The organism is Sphingomonas sp. SDUR79 (assembly GCF_056821745.1).
Window position 1 is genome coordinate 3,364,614 of the sequence record NZ_JBPDIN010000001.1, and the last position, 14,845, is coordinate 3,379,458.

The following is a 14,845-nucleotide window of genomic DNA, read 5'->3' on the forward strand; positions in this document are numbered from 1 at the left end:
CGACCCCTCCCGCAAGCGGGAGGGGCGTGAACGCGCGATGCCCGGCGTGCGCTTCGCCGGTTATGCGGCGGTGTTCGATGTGCCGGACCGGGGTGGGGATGTGATCCGGGCCGGGGCGTTTGGGGCGCGGGTGCGGCGGGTGCCGTTGCTGTGGCAGCATCGCGGGGCGCCGGTCGGGGTGATCGAGGCGATCGCCGAGGATGCGCGCGGGCTGCGGGTGACGGCGCGGGTCGATGCGCCCGAACTGGCGGCATTGGTGGCGCGGGGCGCGATCAATGGCCTCAGCTTTGGGTATCGGACCGTGAAGGCGCGGCAGGGGCGGTGGCGCGAGATCGAGGCGCTGGAGCTGTGCGAGGTAAGTCTGGTCGCGCGGCCGATGCAGGGGCTGGCGCGGGTGCACGCGGTGGAGGCACCGGCGGCTAGCTGAGGCGGCGGGCGTTGGCGCGGACCTTGCGGCGGTAGTGGGCGAGCGCCTTGCGGGTGGTGGTGGTGGGACTCATGCCCATGGCGCCGGTCATCATCGCCAATTGCAGCTCGAACGCGGCGGTCATTTTTTCGGAGACCATCAATTCAGCCTCGCGCTGTGCTCCGGCGCCGCCCTGGGCGATCTTGGTTGCGCGCAGACCGATCACGGCGGCGGATTCCCAGCCGAGTGACCAGGCGTCGAATCCGGCGTTCATCCAGCTTCTGTTCGATCGTTTGGACATTTGGAATTCCCGGAGTGACGGTGCGTCGCGGTCCTAACGATACAGGATCGTGGATGGGCGCGCATGGGCGCGAATATGGCTGATAGCCGATTCATTTTCTGAGACGACGGGGTTCGCCTGACGCGGGCCCCCTCCACCATCGCTTTGCGATGGTCCGCCTCCCCGTTCCGGGGAGGATTTTTGCTGGTGGGAGAAGAACATGGAAACGAAGGCGGATGTCCTCGAACAGTCGTTCGAGGCGGTGGAAGCGGCTGGGGTGCCGGTGGCGCGGCCGATGTTGAGTGGCGCGCGCAGTGTGACGGGCGCGGCGTTCGAGGGGTTTTTGCGGAGCGGCAGCGGCGCGCTGGAGATGAAAGCGCTGTCGGGGGTGAGCGGGGCCGAGGGCGGCTATGCCGTGCCGCGTGAGATCGACGCGCTGGTCGATGCGACGCTGGCGAGCATTTCGCCGATCCGTGCCATCGCCAATGTCGTGACGGTGGGCAGCGCAGGGTATCGCAAGCTGGTCGCATCGGGCGGGACCGAATCGGGTTGGGCGAACGAGACGGCGGCGCGGGACGAGACCGATACGCCGGTGTTCAACGAGATCGCCCCGCCGATGGGCGATCTGTTCGCCAATCCGGCGGCGAGCCAGGCGATGCTGGACGATGCGGCGTTCGATGTCGAAGCGTGGCTGGCGGACGAGATTGCGCGGGAATTTGCACGGGCCGAGGGGGCGGCGTTCGTCAGCGGCAACGGGACCAACAAGCCCAAGGGGTTCCTGAGCTATACCACCGCGGCGACCGGCGATGATGCGCGGGCGTTCGGGACGCTGCAGCATGTCCTGTCGGGTGCGGCGGGGGCGTTTGCGGCGGATCCCGAGGAGGCGCTGATCGACCTGGTTCAGGCGCTGCGCCCGCCATATCGGCAGGGTGCGGTCTGGTGCATGAATTCGGCGACACTGGCACGCATCCGCAAGTTCAAGACGAGCGACGGGGCGTTTCTGTGGCAGCCGTCGCTGAGCGCCGGGCAGCCGGCGAGCCTGCTCGGCTATCCGGTGGTCGAGGCTGAGGATATGCCCGACATCGCGGCCAATTCGCTGTCGATCGCGTTCGGCAATTTCAAGGCCGGATATCTGATCGCCGAGCGCGGCGAGACGCAGATCCTGCGCGATCCGTACAGCAACAAGCCGTTCGTGCATTTTTACGCGACCAAGCGCGTCGGCGGCGCGGTGACCAACAGCGAAGCGATCAAGGTGATGAAGTTCGCAGCGTCCTGACCTGGATGGCCCGGGCGGCAGGGTTAGTGTGGCGCAAGCCATCGCGATTCTGCCGTTCGTTACATCACTGATACAGCCGTGCCGGGGCGATTCGGGGCCCCGGCAAGTTTCGATTTTACCGCCGCAGGAGCAGACAGATGGCAGAGCTGATTTACGCAGATTTGGTCGAGGAAACGACGAGCACCACCGGCACAGGTGCGATCACGCCGAGCGGCGCGGTCGATGGCTCGCGAAGCTTTGCCGCCGTGCTGAGCGAGGGCGACCAATTCTATTACAGCATCGACGGGGCGCCCGCCGACACCAGCGTGTTCGAAGTCGGGATCGGCACCTATACGAGCGGGACGATCGAGCGGGCGCCGATCGTGTCTTCAGCCGGGACCAGTGCGGTGAACCTGCCCGCCGGGACCAAGACGGTCGCCCTGACGGTTGCGGCCGAATTCTACCAGACCGTACAGGCCCATGACGTGTTTGCCGCGTGGCAGGCGATTCCGGGCAATGAGGGCCTGACCGTCACCGATTTTCTGAACCAGATTACCGGCGCGGATGGGCTGTCGGCACCGCATTACACGATCGAGACCGAGACGCCGCCCGATATCAATTCGGGGTGGTCACAGGAGGGGGTCATCTATGACACGCCCAATCGTGACGAGGGCGGCGAGCCGTCGAGCATCCGGTTCGGGTTGAATTTTTCGTACAATCCGTTCGCCGCCAACACCCAAGGGCCCGGGCAGGCGGAATATACCAACAATGTCTTCGCGACGGGCTGGAACCTCAATCCCAACTTCGCGCCGATCAACACCGACATGGGCGGGCCGTCGATCCGGATCGAAGCCCGGTTCAAAGCACAGACGCGCAATCCGGCCAATCCGGGCGGCTGGGTCGACGGGTCGGAATTCCATCACGCGATGCACACGACCGGATCGGGCGGGCTGGAGTTCCGACCGTTCAGCATCTACGCCCCGTTCACCAACGACGATTGGGCCTATGATTCCTCCAACAGTTTTCAGGCGGCGAACTACGTCTTCGCCGATGGCTATCGCAACGCGCATGTCCAGTTTGCCTGGTTCGGGACTTCGACCGCGAGCAAGCAGATCTTCCTGTCCAACCAGGTTCGGATCAACCGGGACGGTAATGGCACTGCCTGGCTGTATCAGCCGAATGCTGCAGGCACGCTGTTGCCGCTGCCCTTCATCAGCGCGCAGAACCATCTGCAGATCAGTCAGCCGATCTATGCGCCCATGGCGGCGTCGTCCGTGGCCAATCCACTGGGCATTCAAGCGCTGCTGACGCTGCAGGGAACCTCTGGCTTCAGCAATGGCGCGCGGATGGTATTTCTGACTTCCAACGCGATCACGGGGTCCGCCACCGGTTATGAGACCGCGCTGTCGGCATCGACCCGGTTCGAGGGGTTCAAGGTCCAAAACCTTCACGCCAGCGGCACCAGCGGTGGACGGATTGTCGGTAACGGCAACCTCTACCTCGATTTTTACCGCGAGACGGCGTTCAAGCGCTGGGGCATGGGGCTGCGCTCCGACGACACTTTTGCGATCGGCCAGCAGGCGCAGGGGGTCGAGGTCGCCGACGCGATCCGCATCAATTTCACGACGCTGCAAACGCAGTTCATGAAAGCGCCCAAGCTGCCCAGCGCGACGGTGGCGGGGGCAGGTTCGGCAGCGACTGCGGGCGCGGGGGCGCTGCATTATGTGACCGACCTCAACGCCACCACGACCGGCAGCGTCGCGGCGGGCAGCGGATCGAACAAGGGCGTCGTCGTCAGCGACGGCACCGACTGGCGGATCATGGCCGCATGGTAAGCCCGCGGGATGGAGCGGCGATCGCGCGCCGTCGGATTGGCGGCGGAGCGATCGGCGCGTTGCGGCGAAGCGAGCAATACTCGAACCGGCTGGTCCGTCTGGCCGGCCTAGCACGCGTCGATCCAGGTGCCGATGCGCAGGTGGACGCAGATGCCGACGGGCACATCATCCGGGCTGAGGATGGGGAGCGTTTAGTGCGTCCGGACTGAAGCACGGCGAAGTGAAAACGATGAAGGGGCGGTCCGCTGGGCCGCCCCTTTTTTCTTGGGAAACAGGGGCGAGCGATGGGCGTCTTTCTGAAGGATCCGGCGGCGGCGCTGGACTATGCGATCGATTGGGCGGCGCTGGCCGGCGCGGCTGGGCTGAGCGCGAGTAGCTGGGCGGTCGAGCCCATGCACGATGGCGGGCTGGCGGTGGTCGCGGAGGCGGTCAGCGGGTCGCGCTGTGCCGCAACGGTCGAGGGCGGACGGCCGGGGTTGGTCTATCGCCTGACCAACCAGGTGACGTGGAGCGATGGCCGGCGCGATGCGCGCACGCTCGACGTGCGGGTGGAGCAACGGTGATGATCGAAACGATCGTGCCGCCCGAGGCGGCCCCAGTCGCGCTGGCTGAGCTGCGCGCGTTCCTGCGGATCGACGGCGCGGCGGGCGACGCCGAACTGGCAGCGCAGCTGCGCGTTGCGACCGAGATGTGCGAGCGGTTCATCGGAGCGCCGCTGCTGGAGCGGACGTTGCGCGAGACGCTGGCCGCCCGGGCGGAGTGGCACGCGCTGAGCGTTGCGCCGGTGCGGGCGGTGACGGCGGTTCATGCACTGTCGCCCGACGGGAGCGACGTCGCGCTGGCTCCCGAAGCCTATGGCATCGACATCGATGCGGGCGGGCGCGGTTGGGTGCGATGCCCATCGGGCGCTGGGCGGGTCGCGGTCATCTACACTGCGGGAAGTGCGGGCGATTGGAACGCGGTGCCGGAGCCGGTGCGACATGGCATCCTGCGGCTGGCGGCGCATCTGCGGATCGACGGCGATGGCGTGCCGCCGGCGGCGGTGGCGGCGCTGTGGCGACCGTGGCGGACCATGCGGTTGAGCGCGGGATCGGTGCGATGAGCGCGGCGGTGGTGCTGGCCGAGGCGATCCGGGCGGCGCTGAGCGCGCATGCTCCGCTTACCGAGGGACTGGTCGGGATATTCGATGCGCCGCCGGTGCGCGCGGCGACGCCGCATGCGGTGATCGGCGAGGCGCTGCTGAGCGACTGGGGAACCAAGGACATGGCCGGGCGCGAGGCGCGGGTCGCGGTGAGCTTGCACGATGCCGGGGAGAGTCCGGCGCGGGTGCGGCGGCTGTCGGGTGAACTCGAGGTTGCGATGGCGGGGATGCTGCGTGCGATCGGCGGGGGCTGGGAACTCGCCAGCCGCGTGCTGTTGCGCGCGCGGATCGAACGCAAGGGCGAGGGACGCTGGATCGCGACGAGCGAGTGGCGGCTGCGGATGCTGAAATCGGGTGGGTGAGGGAGATACGGACATGGCGGTGGAGAAGGGAAGCGCGTTCCTGTTGAAGGTGGGCGATGGCGGGTCGCCGGTCGCCTATGCGACGGTGGCGGGGCTGCGCACGACGCAGCTGAGCGTCAATGGCGAGGCGGTGGCGATCACGTCGAAGGATTCAGGCGCGTGGCGCGAATTGCTGTCGGGTGCGGGCGTGCGATCGGTGAGCGTGTCGGCGGCGGGGGTGTTCACCGGGTCGGCGGCGGAGACGCGGATCCGGGGCAATGCGCTGAGCGGAGTGATCGATGATTATCGCCTCAGCTTCGAGAGCGGCGAGACGATGACCGGGCGGTTTCTGGTCACGCGACTGGACTATGCCGGGGATTTCAACGGGGAGCGGAGTTACACGCTGAACCTGGAGAGTTCCGGGCCGGTGGTTTCGGCATGAGTGCGAACCCGGCGCGGGGCGAGGCGGCGGTGCGGGTTGCCGGCGTCGAGCTGGTGCTGCGCCCGTCGTTTAGCGCGCTGGTGGCGGCGGAACAGGAAGTGGGGCCGTTGTTCGCGCTGGTCGAGCGGGCGGCGGAGGGGCGGCTGGGGCTGGGCGAGATGGTCGCCTTGTTCTGGCACTGCCTGAAGGAGCGGCCCGAGGGGCTGACCCGTGAGGCGTTTGGCGAGGGTGTGGCGGCGGGGGGACTTGCCGCCGCGACGCCGGCGCTGCGCGTACTGATCGGGCAGATTCTGGCGGGGCGGTAATGTTCGCCGAGCGCGCGGCGCTGCTGGCGGGGCAGGCGGGGGTGGCGTTCGGGTGGACGCCGGAGCTGTTCTGGAATGCGACCCCGGCCGAGCTGGCGGCGCTGGTGCGGGCGGTGGCTGGCGAAGCGGTCGCGCCGCCCGATCGCGATACGATCGCGCAGCTGATGGAGGCGTTTCCCGATGGATGATGAAATCGAACAGATGATGGTGCGGGTGCGCGCCGACACGCAGGGCTTTGCCCGCGATGTCGCCGAGATGCGCGCGGCGATCGACGGGCCGCTGCAGGCCGGGGCCGATCGCGCTGGGCGCGGGATCGAGACAGCGCTGTTGCGCGCGGTGCGGACGGGCAAGCTCGGCTTTGAAGATCTCAAGCGCGTTGCGTCGCAGATTCTCGCCGAGATTGCGGCTGAGGCGGTGCGTGGGGGAATGACGGCAATCTTTGGCAGCGGCGGGATTGCCGGGGCAATCGGGGGGCTGTTCGGATTGCCCGGGCGCGCCACTGGCGGGCCGGTGACGCCGGGGCGGGCCTATGTCGTGGGTGAGCGCGGGCCGGAGCTGTTCGTGCCGACGAGCAGCGGGCGGGTCGAGGTGCCGGTTCAGGGTGGCGGGCGTGATGTGCGGGTGGCGATCACGATCAATGCGCCGGGTGGCGGCGAGGCTGCCGGGGCGCTGCGGCAATCGGGGCGGCAGGTCGCGCGGGCGGTCAAGGCGGCGCTGGCGGGGGTGGATTGAGCTGTTCCCCTTCCGCTTGCGGGAGGGGTTAGGGGAGGGCCTGTCTGTTGAGCGCGGGCGCGTGTGGACAGGCCCTCCCCCGGCCCCTCCCGCAAGCGGGAGGGGAGAAGAAGGGGGAAGGGACATGGCATATTGGCTCGCGTCCGGGCGGACGGTGCAGGCGGCGGGGGTGATCTCGCGCTTTGACCCCGCCTATTGGGCAGTCAATTTTCCGCGGCCGATGATGGCGTCGGTTGTCACTACTGCGCCGGATGCGTTGCGCGTGGATGCGGTGTTTTACCGGCAGGACGATCTGGCGGGACTGATCTGGGAGAGCGTGGATCGGCATGACCACCCGCTGCTGTCCTATGAGACCAGCCGGGATTATCGTGGGTGTCGGTTGCGCTTTCGGTGGCGGTCGTCGGGGGTGATGCCGCTCGATGCGGTCAACGGCGCGGTGCTGACGATTGAGGGGCGCGATGCGGTGGGGGTGGCGCGCGCCTGGTATGTGCGCTTGTGGAACTATGCCGAGGGGACGCCGGAGGATTGCGTCGTCAGCCTCGACTTTGCGAGCGTTGCGGGCGGGTTCGTGCTGCCGGATGAAGCCGATCCGGTGTGGCCGGGGGATGTCGACCGGATGTTCGTGAGTCTGGTGCCGCCGGGTTATACCGGTGACGATGCGGCACTGGCGGTGCCGGTAGAGGGCTGGGTCGAGCTGTCGGAGATCGCGGTTGAAGGGCCCGGAGCGGTTCTGGCGATCGGGGATGTAGTGGTGCCCGAACATGGGCTGTCGATCTGTTCGGGCTATGACGACAGCTATCATGTCACCCCGGAGAGGCTGCTGCGCAATGCGCTGCAACTGGGGTATCGCGGGGACATCGTCCATTATGTCGGGATGAGCCATTATTTCCGGCTCGAGGCAGCGTCGGGGGGCTATTATGCGAGCCTGAGCGGCGGGGTGCTGAACGCGCCGTGTGTCGCGTGGCATGCGGATTTTGCCGCGCGGGCCAGGGCGCTCGGGTTCGGGGTGATTTGGTCGCTGTCCTACGAGCTGTTCGACGCGCATTGCTGGGGCGACTGGAAGCAGCGGGCGGCGGATGGGTCGCCTGCGCTGACCGGGTGGGAGCCGCCCTCGACCTTGCTGTCGCCGGCGCATGTTGGGGCGATGGGGTATCTCCAGGCGGTAGCGGCGGCGTTTGTCGGGATTGCGCGGGATGCGGGCCTGGCGGTCAAGTTCCAGGTCGGCGAGCCGTGGTGGTGGGTGATGGCCGATGGGCGGCTGTGCATCCATGACGACGCGGCGACGGCGGCTTTGGGCGATCCGGCTGAGCAGAATGTGCGAGATGATCCTGACACGGATGTGCTCGACGCGGCGGGGGCGCTGCTGGCGGCATCGACTGCAGCGCTGGGGGCGGCGGTGCGGGGCGTAGCTCCGGAGGCGCAGCTGTTGCTGCTCGCCTATCTGCCGACGGTGCTGGATCGGGAAGCTCCCGAAGCGATGCGGGCGAATTTGCCGGTCGGTTGGGCGTTTCCGGCGTTCGATGTGCTGCAGCTGGAGGATTATGACTGGGCGGCGGCGGGAAATGCCTTGGCGAGCGCGCGCGGCGTGGCGCTGGCGCAGGCGCGGCTGGGCTATCCGGTGGAGAGGCAGCATTATTTCGCGGGGTTCGTGCTGAACCCGGAGGATGCGGCGCAGTGGCGCGGGATTGCCGAGGCGGCGGATGCGGCGCGGCGGCGGGGCGTGGCGGCGACGTTCGTCTGGGCGCTGCCGCAGGTGATCCGCGACGGGTTTGTCGCGTTCGATCAGGAGGAAGACATGCAGGCGTTCGATGATGTGCTGTTTCCCATTGCGCTGGGGCGTGAGGCGGAGGTGGCGCCGGAGGTGTCGACTGCGATCCTGACCAGCGCGGGCGGACATGAGGCGCGCAATGCGGCGTGGGCGCAGGCGCGGACGCGGTACGATGTCGGGCCGGGGGTGCGGAGCGAGGCAGATATCCGGGCGCTGTTGGCATTTTTTCGCGCGCGGATGGGGCCGGCAAGGGGGTTCCGGTTGCGCGATCCGTTCGACGATTGCTCAAACGATGACGGTGCGCCGGGGCCGCTCGATCAGCTGCTGGGCGCGGGTGACGGCGAGCAGCAGGCGTTTGCGCTGGTGAAGACCTATGGCGATGCCGCGCGGCGGATCACCCGGCCGGTGGCTGGGAGCGTGCGCGTGGCGATCGATGGGGTCGAGACGGCGGCGTTCGCGATCGGCGCGGGCGGGGTGGTCGTGCTGGACGCGCCGCCGAGCGAAGGCGCGGTCGTGACAGCGGGGTTCCGGTTCGATGTGCCGGTGCGCTTTGCGGAGGATTCGCTGAGCGTGAACCGGGCGACGTTCATGGCGGGGGCGGCGCCGAGTGTACCGTTGGTGGAGGTGAGGGAAGGCTAGCGCGGTCAATCGGCTCCTAGCGGAGCCAATCCGGTAGGTCGGGGCACACCGGCAAGCCGATCGATCTCTTGGTCGAACAGCGCGCCGAGCTTCGCATCCCAGATCGCGGAACCATTCATCCCCGAATCCGCCACGAAGATCGGCGCGCCGCCGCTGAGCAGAACGCGAATGCGCTGACCGGCACGGGTGAAGGCGATCGAGCAAGAGTCGAGGTAGGCGACGGCAATCGACGCATTCTCGACGATGCCCGGTCCGCCGGGCTTGAGAACCCGAATAACCTTGAGGCGGGCGGCGGGCAGCAGGCCCTCTTTCCAATCGTCGCCAAGGTGCATCGGAGCCTCGACCTCCGCGTCCACGACGAGCGCGGCGAGGCCATAGGACTGGCGCGCATAGTCGAGCGCGCCCGTTTCGGAGCGGATTGGCCCCATCGAGCATGCCATCGCGGGCGGCGCGACCAACAGTGCAATCACGGACGCGGTGCGAAGCAAACTGAGCATCGGTTCAGTGTGCAGCCCGCGTTGCGTCCACGCAAGGTCAAGGAAGACGCTGATGAACTGGCTGAACGAGCCCCTCACCACGATTGCCTATTGCTGGCGGATCGAGCGGCGGGATGGGGTGGCGATCGGGCTGACCGCGCATGATCGCGATCTGGAGGTGGATGGGTTCCACTATCGCGCGGCGCCGGGGATGACGCCGTCAGCGATCCGGCGCGGGGCGGGGCTGGATGCCGACAGTATGGATGTGACCGGGGCGCTGACCGGGGCGGCGATCAGCGAGGCGGATTTGCTCGCGGGGCGGTGGGACGGTGCGCGGATCACCTTGTTCGCGGTCGACTGGACGGCGCCGGGCGAGGTTGTCGATCTGGGCAGCGGGACGATCGGGGCGGTGGAGACGCGGGACGGGACGCTCACTGCGGAGCTGCGCGGCGCGGCTGCGGCGCTGGATGCGCCGGTGGTCGAGATGACTTCGCCCGAATGCCGCGCCGAGCTGGGCGACAAACGATGCCGGGTGGCGATGGCGGGGCGGCGGCGGTTTGCGCGGGTGATCTCGGCGGACGGGGCTGTGCTGACGCTTGATGGCGAGGAGCCTGTTCCGGGCGGATGGGCTGGCGGGCGGCTGCGCTGGTTCGGCGGGGCGAATAGCGGGCTGAGCGACGTGATTGCGGCGTCGGCGGGGGATGTCGTGACGCTGCGCCGTGCGCCGCGCTTCGATGCCGTCGGCGCGTTGGTGGAGGTGAGCGAGGGATGCGACAAGAGCATCGCGACATGTGCGGGGCGGTTCGGCAATGCGGTGAATTTCCGGGGCGAGCCATATCTGCCGGGGGTCGATCTGTTGACGCGCTATCCGGGCGGATGACGCCGCTCGAGCGCGCGCGTGGCGCGATCGGGGCGCGGTTTCGGTTACATGGACGCGATGTCGCGCATGGGCTGGATTGTGTCGGGCTGGCGGGACTTGCCTATGGGATTGCGGTGCCGCGTGGATATGCGCTGCGTGGGGGCAATGTCGCGCAGGTGTCCGAAGCGGCGGCGGCGGCGGGGCTGCTCCGTGTCGGTGATGCGCGCGCGGGCGACCTGCTGTTGCTGAATGCCGGGGCGGGGCAGCTGCACCTGGCGATCGCGAGCGAGACGGGCGTGATTCACGCCGATGCGGCGTTGCGTCGCGTCGTCGAGCGGCCGGGCGTGCCGCCCTGGCCCGAGCTGGCGCGCTGGCGACGCGGGGAGGATTGAGATGGCGACATTGGTGCTGATGACGGTCGGCGGCCTGTTCGGCGGGCCGATTGGGGCGATGCTGGGCAGCCTCGCCGGGCAGGCGGTGGATCGCGAATTGCTGTTCAAGCCCAAGGGACGCGAGGGACCGCGGCTTACCGAATTGGCGGTGCAGACGTCGAGCTATGGCACGCCCGTCCCGCAGCTGTTCGGGACATTGCGGGTCGCCGGGACGGTGATCTGGGCCGCCGATCTGGTCGAGCATCGCCATCGCGAGGGCGGCAAGGGGCGGCCGACGGTGACCAGCTATAGCTATACGGCGTCCTTTGCAGTGGCGCTGTCGGCGCGCCCGATCCTGTCGGTCGGGCGGATCTGGGCGGATGGCAAGTTGCTGCGGGGTGCTGCGGGGGACTGGAAGGCGCGAACCGGATTTCGATTGCACCGGGGGATGGAGGATCAGGAGATCGACCCGCTGATTGCATCCGCGGAGGGGGCCGGACTTGCACCGGCGCATCGCGGCATTGCTTATGCGGTGTTCGAGAATCTGGAGCTGGAGGAATTCGGCAATCGCATCCCTGCGTTGAGTTTCGAGGTGGTGGCCGATTCCGGTGCGGTGACGGCGGGAGCGATTGTCGCGGCGCTGTCCGGCGGCGTGGTCGGTGCGGGCGAGGCGGTGCTGCCGATCGAGGGCTATTCGGGCTATGGCGAATCGGTGCGCGGGGCGATTGCGCCGCTGATCGAGGCGAGCGGTGCCTGGCCGGCCGTTGCAGGCGACGGTTTTGTGCTGGCCAGCGGCGGGGGTAGCGCCGCGACGATTGCGGACCCCGGCGCAAGCGGGCGCGGGATCGAGCGAACGATTGCGGCACCCGATCAGGTGCCGCGCAGGGTGGCGATCAGCCATTATGACCCGGCGCGTGACTATCAGGCCGGGGTCCAGGTCGCCACGGACCCGCAGGGGCAGGATCGCGAGCGGCGCATCGAGCTGCCTGCGGCGACGTCCGCCGCCACTGCCAAGGGGATCGCGCAGGCAGAGCTGGTGCGGGCGGATTTGGCGCGGACGCGGCGGGTGGTGCGGCCCGGCTGGTCGGCGATCGACATTGCGCCAGGCGCGCGCGTCGCGATTGCCGGCGAGACCGGGCAGTGGCGGGTGGTCGAGACCCGGGTCGAGACAAGCGACGTCGCGCTGGTGCTGACCCCGATTGCCCCGCCCGGGACGGCGGCATTGGCCAGCCCCGGGCGGGTCAGTCCAGCGCCAGACCGGATCCATGGCGCGACCCGGTTGCACGGTTTCGAGGTGCCGCATGTCGGCGAGGGATTGTTGAGCGGCCCGCGCCTGTTGATCGCTGCGTGCGGCGCGTCGCCCGGCTGGCGCAGGGCCGCGCTGGCGTTAAGCAGCGACGATGGCGGGCGGTGGGAGGCGATCGGCGGGACTGCGGCTCCTGCGGTGATCGGAACGGTGGTGACGGCCGCGCGGGCGGCAAGCGCGCTGATCGAGGACCGCAGTTCGCAGCTCGTGATCGACCTTGCCCATCGCGAGATGGCGCTGACCGACGCATCGGCCGAAGCGCTGGATGCCGGAAGCAATCTGGCGCTGGTCGGGAAGGAGCTGATCCAGTTCGGTCGCGCCGAGCCATTGGGCGGCGGGCGCTGGGCGCTGAACCAGCTGTGGCGCGGACGGCGGGGGACAGAAGATGCGATCGGCACGATGGAGGCCGGAGAACCGTTCATTCTCATCACGCCCGATACGCTGGTGGTGCAGGACGGGCGGGGCGCAGTGGGTGCACGCCTGACCGTGATGGCATCCGGGGTGGGCGATGCCGCGCCGGTCGAGGTAACCGTGCCGGTTACCGGGCGGTCGGCGACCCCGCCCGCGCCGGTTGCGCTGCATGCAGTGACCGTTGCGGGCGGACGGGTGCTGCGCTGGACCCGGCGGAGTCGGGCCGGATGGCGCTGGAGCGACGGCACCGATGCGCCGCTGGGCGAGAGCGCCGAGCGCTATCAATTGCGGATCGTCAGATCTGACCAGCCCGATATCGTCGCGATGAGCGATACCCCCGAATGGCTGCTGACCGGCGCGGACGCGGCGACCGTTGAGGTGCGCCAGGCGGGCGACCACGGCCTGTCGCCGCCCGCCATCCTGATCCTTGAGGCGATGGAGTAACGATCGATGACGACGACCAGCCGATTCGCCCTGCCCCTGCTACATGCCGGGCAGGCGCAGAAGGAATTGTTCCACAATGAGGCAGTGGTCGGCATCGACACGCTGCTGCACCCCGATGTGCAGGGGGTAGGCGTCGATGCGCCGCCCGCCACGCCCGAATCGGGCCAGGCGTGGATCGTGGGGGATGCGCCAACCGGCGACTGGGCCGGGCATGCGGAAGAGATTGCGTGCTGGACCGACGGGGGATGGCGATATGCAACACCGCGGACGGGGATGGAAGTTTGGGCCGAATCGCTCGCCCGGCCCGTGCGTTATCGTGCCGGCGCCGGCTGGCAGGTCGGCGTGATCGCCGCCAGCCGGATCGAGATCGATGGGGTGCAGGTGACCGGCCCCCAAAGGGAAGCAGTTGCCACGCCCGCTGGCGGTGCTATCGTCGATGAACAGGCGCGCAATGCGATCGGGGCAATCCTCGATGCGCTGCGGGCGCACGGACTCATCGCTACCGCCGAACTGTGACGTTGCGGCAACAGTCCCCGGATTTTGTTCGCTTGCGCGGAAACTTTCCAGCGGTTAGGAAGTTAGCGCTGTCCGAAGTGGCAACTAAGAAAGGGGATTAAGATGCGGAAGCTTGCCGTAACTCTGGCACTTGCTTCGACCGCGCTCACCACGCCCGCCCTCGCACGCGACGACGCGTGGTATGTGGGCGTCGAAGGCGGTGCGATGATCGTCGAAGACATTGATTACGACATCGGCGCCACGGCGTCCGCTGGCACCGTCGACCATGAATATGGTTGGGACGTTGGCGGCACGATCGGCTACGACTTTGGCGGTTTCCGCGCCGAAGCCGAAGTCAGCTACAAGCGCGCATCGGTAGATGGCTATCGTTCGTCGCTCACCACGCCGTACTACACGGCAGGCGGTGCGCTGGCGAGCGCTGGCGCTGGCAGCTTTGGCTATGCTGGTGGCACCACGAGCGCGCTCAGCTTCATGATCAACGGCATGCTCGACTTCGGCGAAGATGATGGCCTTCAGGGCTTCATCGGCGGCGGTGCCGGCGTTGCTCGCGTCAAGGCTGACTATGCGCTCACCACCCGCGGTGCGTTCCTGGACGACTCCGACACCGTCTTCGCCTGGCAGGCGATTGCGGGTCTGCGTCAGCCGCTGACCGACAAGATTGACGTCTCGCTGAAGTATCGTTTCTTCAACGCGGACAACGTCAAGCTGGTTGACGTGACCGGTCGCACCTTCGACGGTCGCTATCGTTCGCACAGCCTGCTCGGTGGCGTGACGTTCAACTTCGGTGAGCCGGCTGCTCCGCCGCCTCCGCCGCCGCCTCCGCCGCCGCCGCCGCCGCCTCCCCCGCCGCCGCCTCCCCCGCCGCCGCCGCCTCCGCCGGTGTGCACCCCGGGGCCGTACATTGTCTTCTTCGAGTGGGACAAGTCGGACATCACGCCGGAAGCAGCGGGCATCCTGGATAACGCCATCTCGGCTTACCAGAGCTGCGGCAACGCGCAGGTCATGCTCGCCGGTCACGCTGACCGTTCGGGTGCCGCCAGCTACAACGTCGGCCTCTCGCAGCGTCGTGCGAACTCGGTCCGCTCGTACCTGTCGGGCCGCGGCATTCCCGATGGCGTCATCGGCACGGAAGCGTTCGGCGAAAGCCGTCCGCGTGTCGACACCGCCGACGGCGTGCGCGAACTGCAGAACCGCCGCGTGGAAATCACTTACGGTCCGGGTTCGGGCATGTAAGCCGCGCGGTCCACTCTGTGGATCGACAAGATTTGGGGAGGTCGGGAAACCGGCCTCCCTTTTTCTTTGTATTTGCCCGGCGTCG

The 14,845-nt window shown here is 68.2% G+C and carries 18 protein-coding genes; 16 read left to right on the forward strand and 2 right to left on the reverse strand.

Going from position 1 to position 14,845, the window contains the following annotated elements; translation table 11 throughout:
- Positions 1 to 37 precede the first annotated feature (37 nt).
- Positions 38 to 427 (forward strand): HK97 family phage prohead protease, encoded by a 390-nt coding sequence (locus tag ACRYLO_RS16640; protein WP_482661173.1) that lies wholly within the window; start codon positions 38 to 40, stop codon positions 425 to 427.
- Here the strand turns inward: ACRYLO_RS16640 and ACRYLO_RS16645 are convergent.
- Positions 420 to 707, reverse strand: a complete 288-nt coding sequence (locus ACRYLO_RS16645) for a hypothetical protein (protein ID WP_482661174.1) — start codon at positions 705 to 707, stop codon at positions 420 to 422. The two genes, ACRYLO_RS16640 and ACRYLO_RS16645, sit on opposite strands and share 8 nt — an antisense overlap.
- A 199-nt stretch (positions 708 to 906) precedes the next feature.
- Here ACRYLO_RS16645 and ACRYLO_RS16650 point away from each other — a divergent pair, with 199 nt between their 5' ends.
- The 10 genes from ACRYLO_RS16650 to ACRYLO_RS16695 all read left to right on the forward strand — a co-directional run bounded on the left by ACRYLO_RS16650 (position 907) and on the right by ACRYLO_RS16695 (position 9,144).
- Positions 907 to 1,962, forward strand: a complete 1,056-nt coding sequence (locus ACRYLO_RS16650) for a phage major capsid protein (protein WP_482661175.1) — start codon at positions 907 to 909, stop codon at positions 1,960 to 1,962.
- A 137-nt stretch (positions 1,963 to 2,099) separates the two neighbouring features.
- Positions 2,100 to 3,776: a hypothetical protein gene (locus tag ACRYLO_RS16655; protein WP_482661176.1), complete on the forward strand. Its 1,677-nt coding sequence runs from the start codon at positions 2,100 to 2,102 to the stop codon at positions 3,774 to 3,776.
- Positions 3,777 to 4,060: 284 nt separating this feature from the next.
- Entirely contained in the window at positions 4,061 to 4,339 is a 279-nt protein-coding gene (locus ACRYLO_RS16660; RefSeq protein ID WP_482661177.1) for a phage fiber-tail adaptor protein, read from the forward strand.
- Positions 4,339 to 4,878 (forward strand): head-tail connector protein, encoded by a 540-nt coding sequence (locus ACRYLO_RS16665; RefSeq protein ID WP_482661178.1) that lies wholly within the window; start codon positions 4,339 to 4,341, stop codon positions 4,876 to 4,878. Before ACRYLO_RS16660 ends, ACRYLO_RS16665 begins: the two co-directional genes overlap by 1 nt.
- Positions 4,830 to 5,279: a DUF3168 domain-containing protein gene (locus tag ACRYLO_RS16670; protein ID WP_482661179.1), complete on the forward strand. Its 450-nt coding sequence runs from the start codon at positions 4,830 to 4,832 to the stop codon at positions 5,277 to 5,279. The genes ACRYLO_RS16665 and ACRYLO_RS16670 overlap by 49 nt, the downstream gene beginning before the upstream one ends.
- Before the next feature lie 13 nt (positions 5,280 to 5,292).
- On the forward strand, positions 5,293 to 5,700 hold the full coding sequence (locus tag ACRYLO_RS16675) for a phage major tail protein, TP901-1 family (protein WP_294017498.1): 408 nt from the start codon (positions 5,293 to 5,295) through the stop codon (positions 5,698 to 5,700).
- Positions 5,697 to 6,005 (forward strand): gene transfer agent family protein, encoded by a 309-nt coding sequence (locus ACRYLO_RS16680; protein ID WP_482661180.1) that lies wholly within the window; start codon positions 5,697 to 5,699, stop codon positions 6,003 to 6,005. The genes ACRYLO_RS16675 and ACRYLO_RS16680 overlap by 4 nt, the downstream gene beginning before the upstream one ends.
- Positions 6,005 to 6,193: a phage tail assembly chaperone gene (locus tag ACRYLO_RS16685; RefSeq protein ID WP_482661181.1), complete on the forward strand. Its 189-nt coding sequence runs from the start codon at positions 6,005 to 6,007 to the stop codon at positions 6,191 to 6,193. The genes ACRYLO_RS16680 and ACRYLO_RS16685 overlap by 1 nt, the downstream gene beginning before the upstream one ends.
- On the forward strand, positions 6,186 to 6,737 hold the full coding sequence (locus tag ACRYLO_RS16690) for a tail tape measure protein (RefSeq protein WP_482661182.1): 552 nt from the start codon (positions 6,186 to 6,188) through the stop codon (positions 6,735 to 6,737). Before ACRYLO_RS16685 ends, ACRYLO_RS16690 begins: the two co-directional genes overlap by 8 nt.
- Before the next feature lie 124 nt (positions 6,738 to 6,861).
- Positions 6,862 to 9,144: a DUF2460 domain-containing protein gene (locus ACRYLO_RS16695; protein ID WP_482661183.1), complete on the forward strand. Its 2,283-nt coding sequence runs from the start codon at positions 6,862 to 6,864 to the stop codon at positions 9,142 to 9,144.
- Between the two features lie 5 nt (positions 9,145 to 9,149).
- Here ACRYLO_RS16695 and ACRYLO_RS16700 read toward each other — a convergent pair whose 3' ends face one another.
- Positions 9,150 to 9,641, reverse strand: a complete 492-nt coding sequence (locus ACRYLO_RS16700; protein ID WP_482661184.1) for a hypothetical protein — start codon at positions 9,639 to 9,641, stop codon at positions 9,150 to 9,152.
- Between the two features lie 52 nt (positions 9,642 to 9,693).
- Here ACRYLO_RS16700 and ACRYLO_RS16705 point away from each other — a divergent pair, with 52 nt between their 5' ends.
- The 5 genes from ACRYLO_RS16705 to ACRYLO_RS16725 all read left to right on the forward strand — a co-directional run bounded on the left by ACRYLO_RS16705 (position 9,694) and on the right by ACRYLO_RS16725 (position 14,760).
- Positions 9,694 to 10,500, forward strand: coding sequence for a DUF2163 domain-containing protein (locus ACRYLO_RS16705; RefSeq protein WP_482661185.1), 807 nt, complete (start codon positions 9,694 to 9,696; stop codon positions 10,498 to 10,500).
- Positions 10,497 to 10,871 (forward strand): peptidoglycan endopeptidase, encoded by a 375-nt coding sequence (locus tag ACRYLO_RS16710; RefSeq protein ID WP_482661186.1) that lies wholly within the window; start codon positions 10,497 to 10,499, stop codon positions 10,869 to 10,871. Before ACRYLO_RS16705 ends, ACRYLO_RS16710 begins: the two co-directional genes overlap by 4 nt.
- A gap of 1 nt (position 10,872) precedes the next feature.
- Positions 10,873 to 13,011: a phage tail protein gene (locus tag ACRYLO_RS16715; RefSeq protein WP_482661187.1), complete on the forward strand. Its 2,139-nt coding sequence runs from the start codon at positions 10,873 to 10,875 to the stop codon at positions 13,009 to 13,011.
- A 6-nt stretch (positions 13,012 to 13,017) separates the two neighbouring features.
- Complete coding sequence (locus tag ACRYLO_RS16720) at positions 13,018 to 13,527, forward strand: DUF2793 domain-containing protein (RefSeq protein ID WP_482661188.1); 510 nt, start codon at positions 13,018 to 13,020, stop codon at positions 13,525 to 13,527.
- Positions 13,528 to 13,629: 102 nt separating this feature from the next.
- Complete coding sequence (locus ACRYLO_RS16725) at positions 13,630 to 14,760, forward strand: OmpA family protein (protein ID WP_482661189.1); 1,131 nt, start codon at positions 13,630 to 13,632, stop codon at positions 14,758 to 14,760.
- The last annotated feature ends 85 nt before the right edge of the window (positions 14,761 to 14,845 follow it).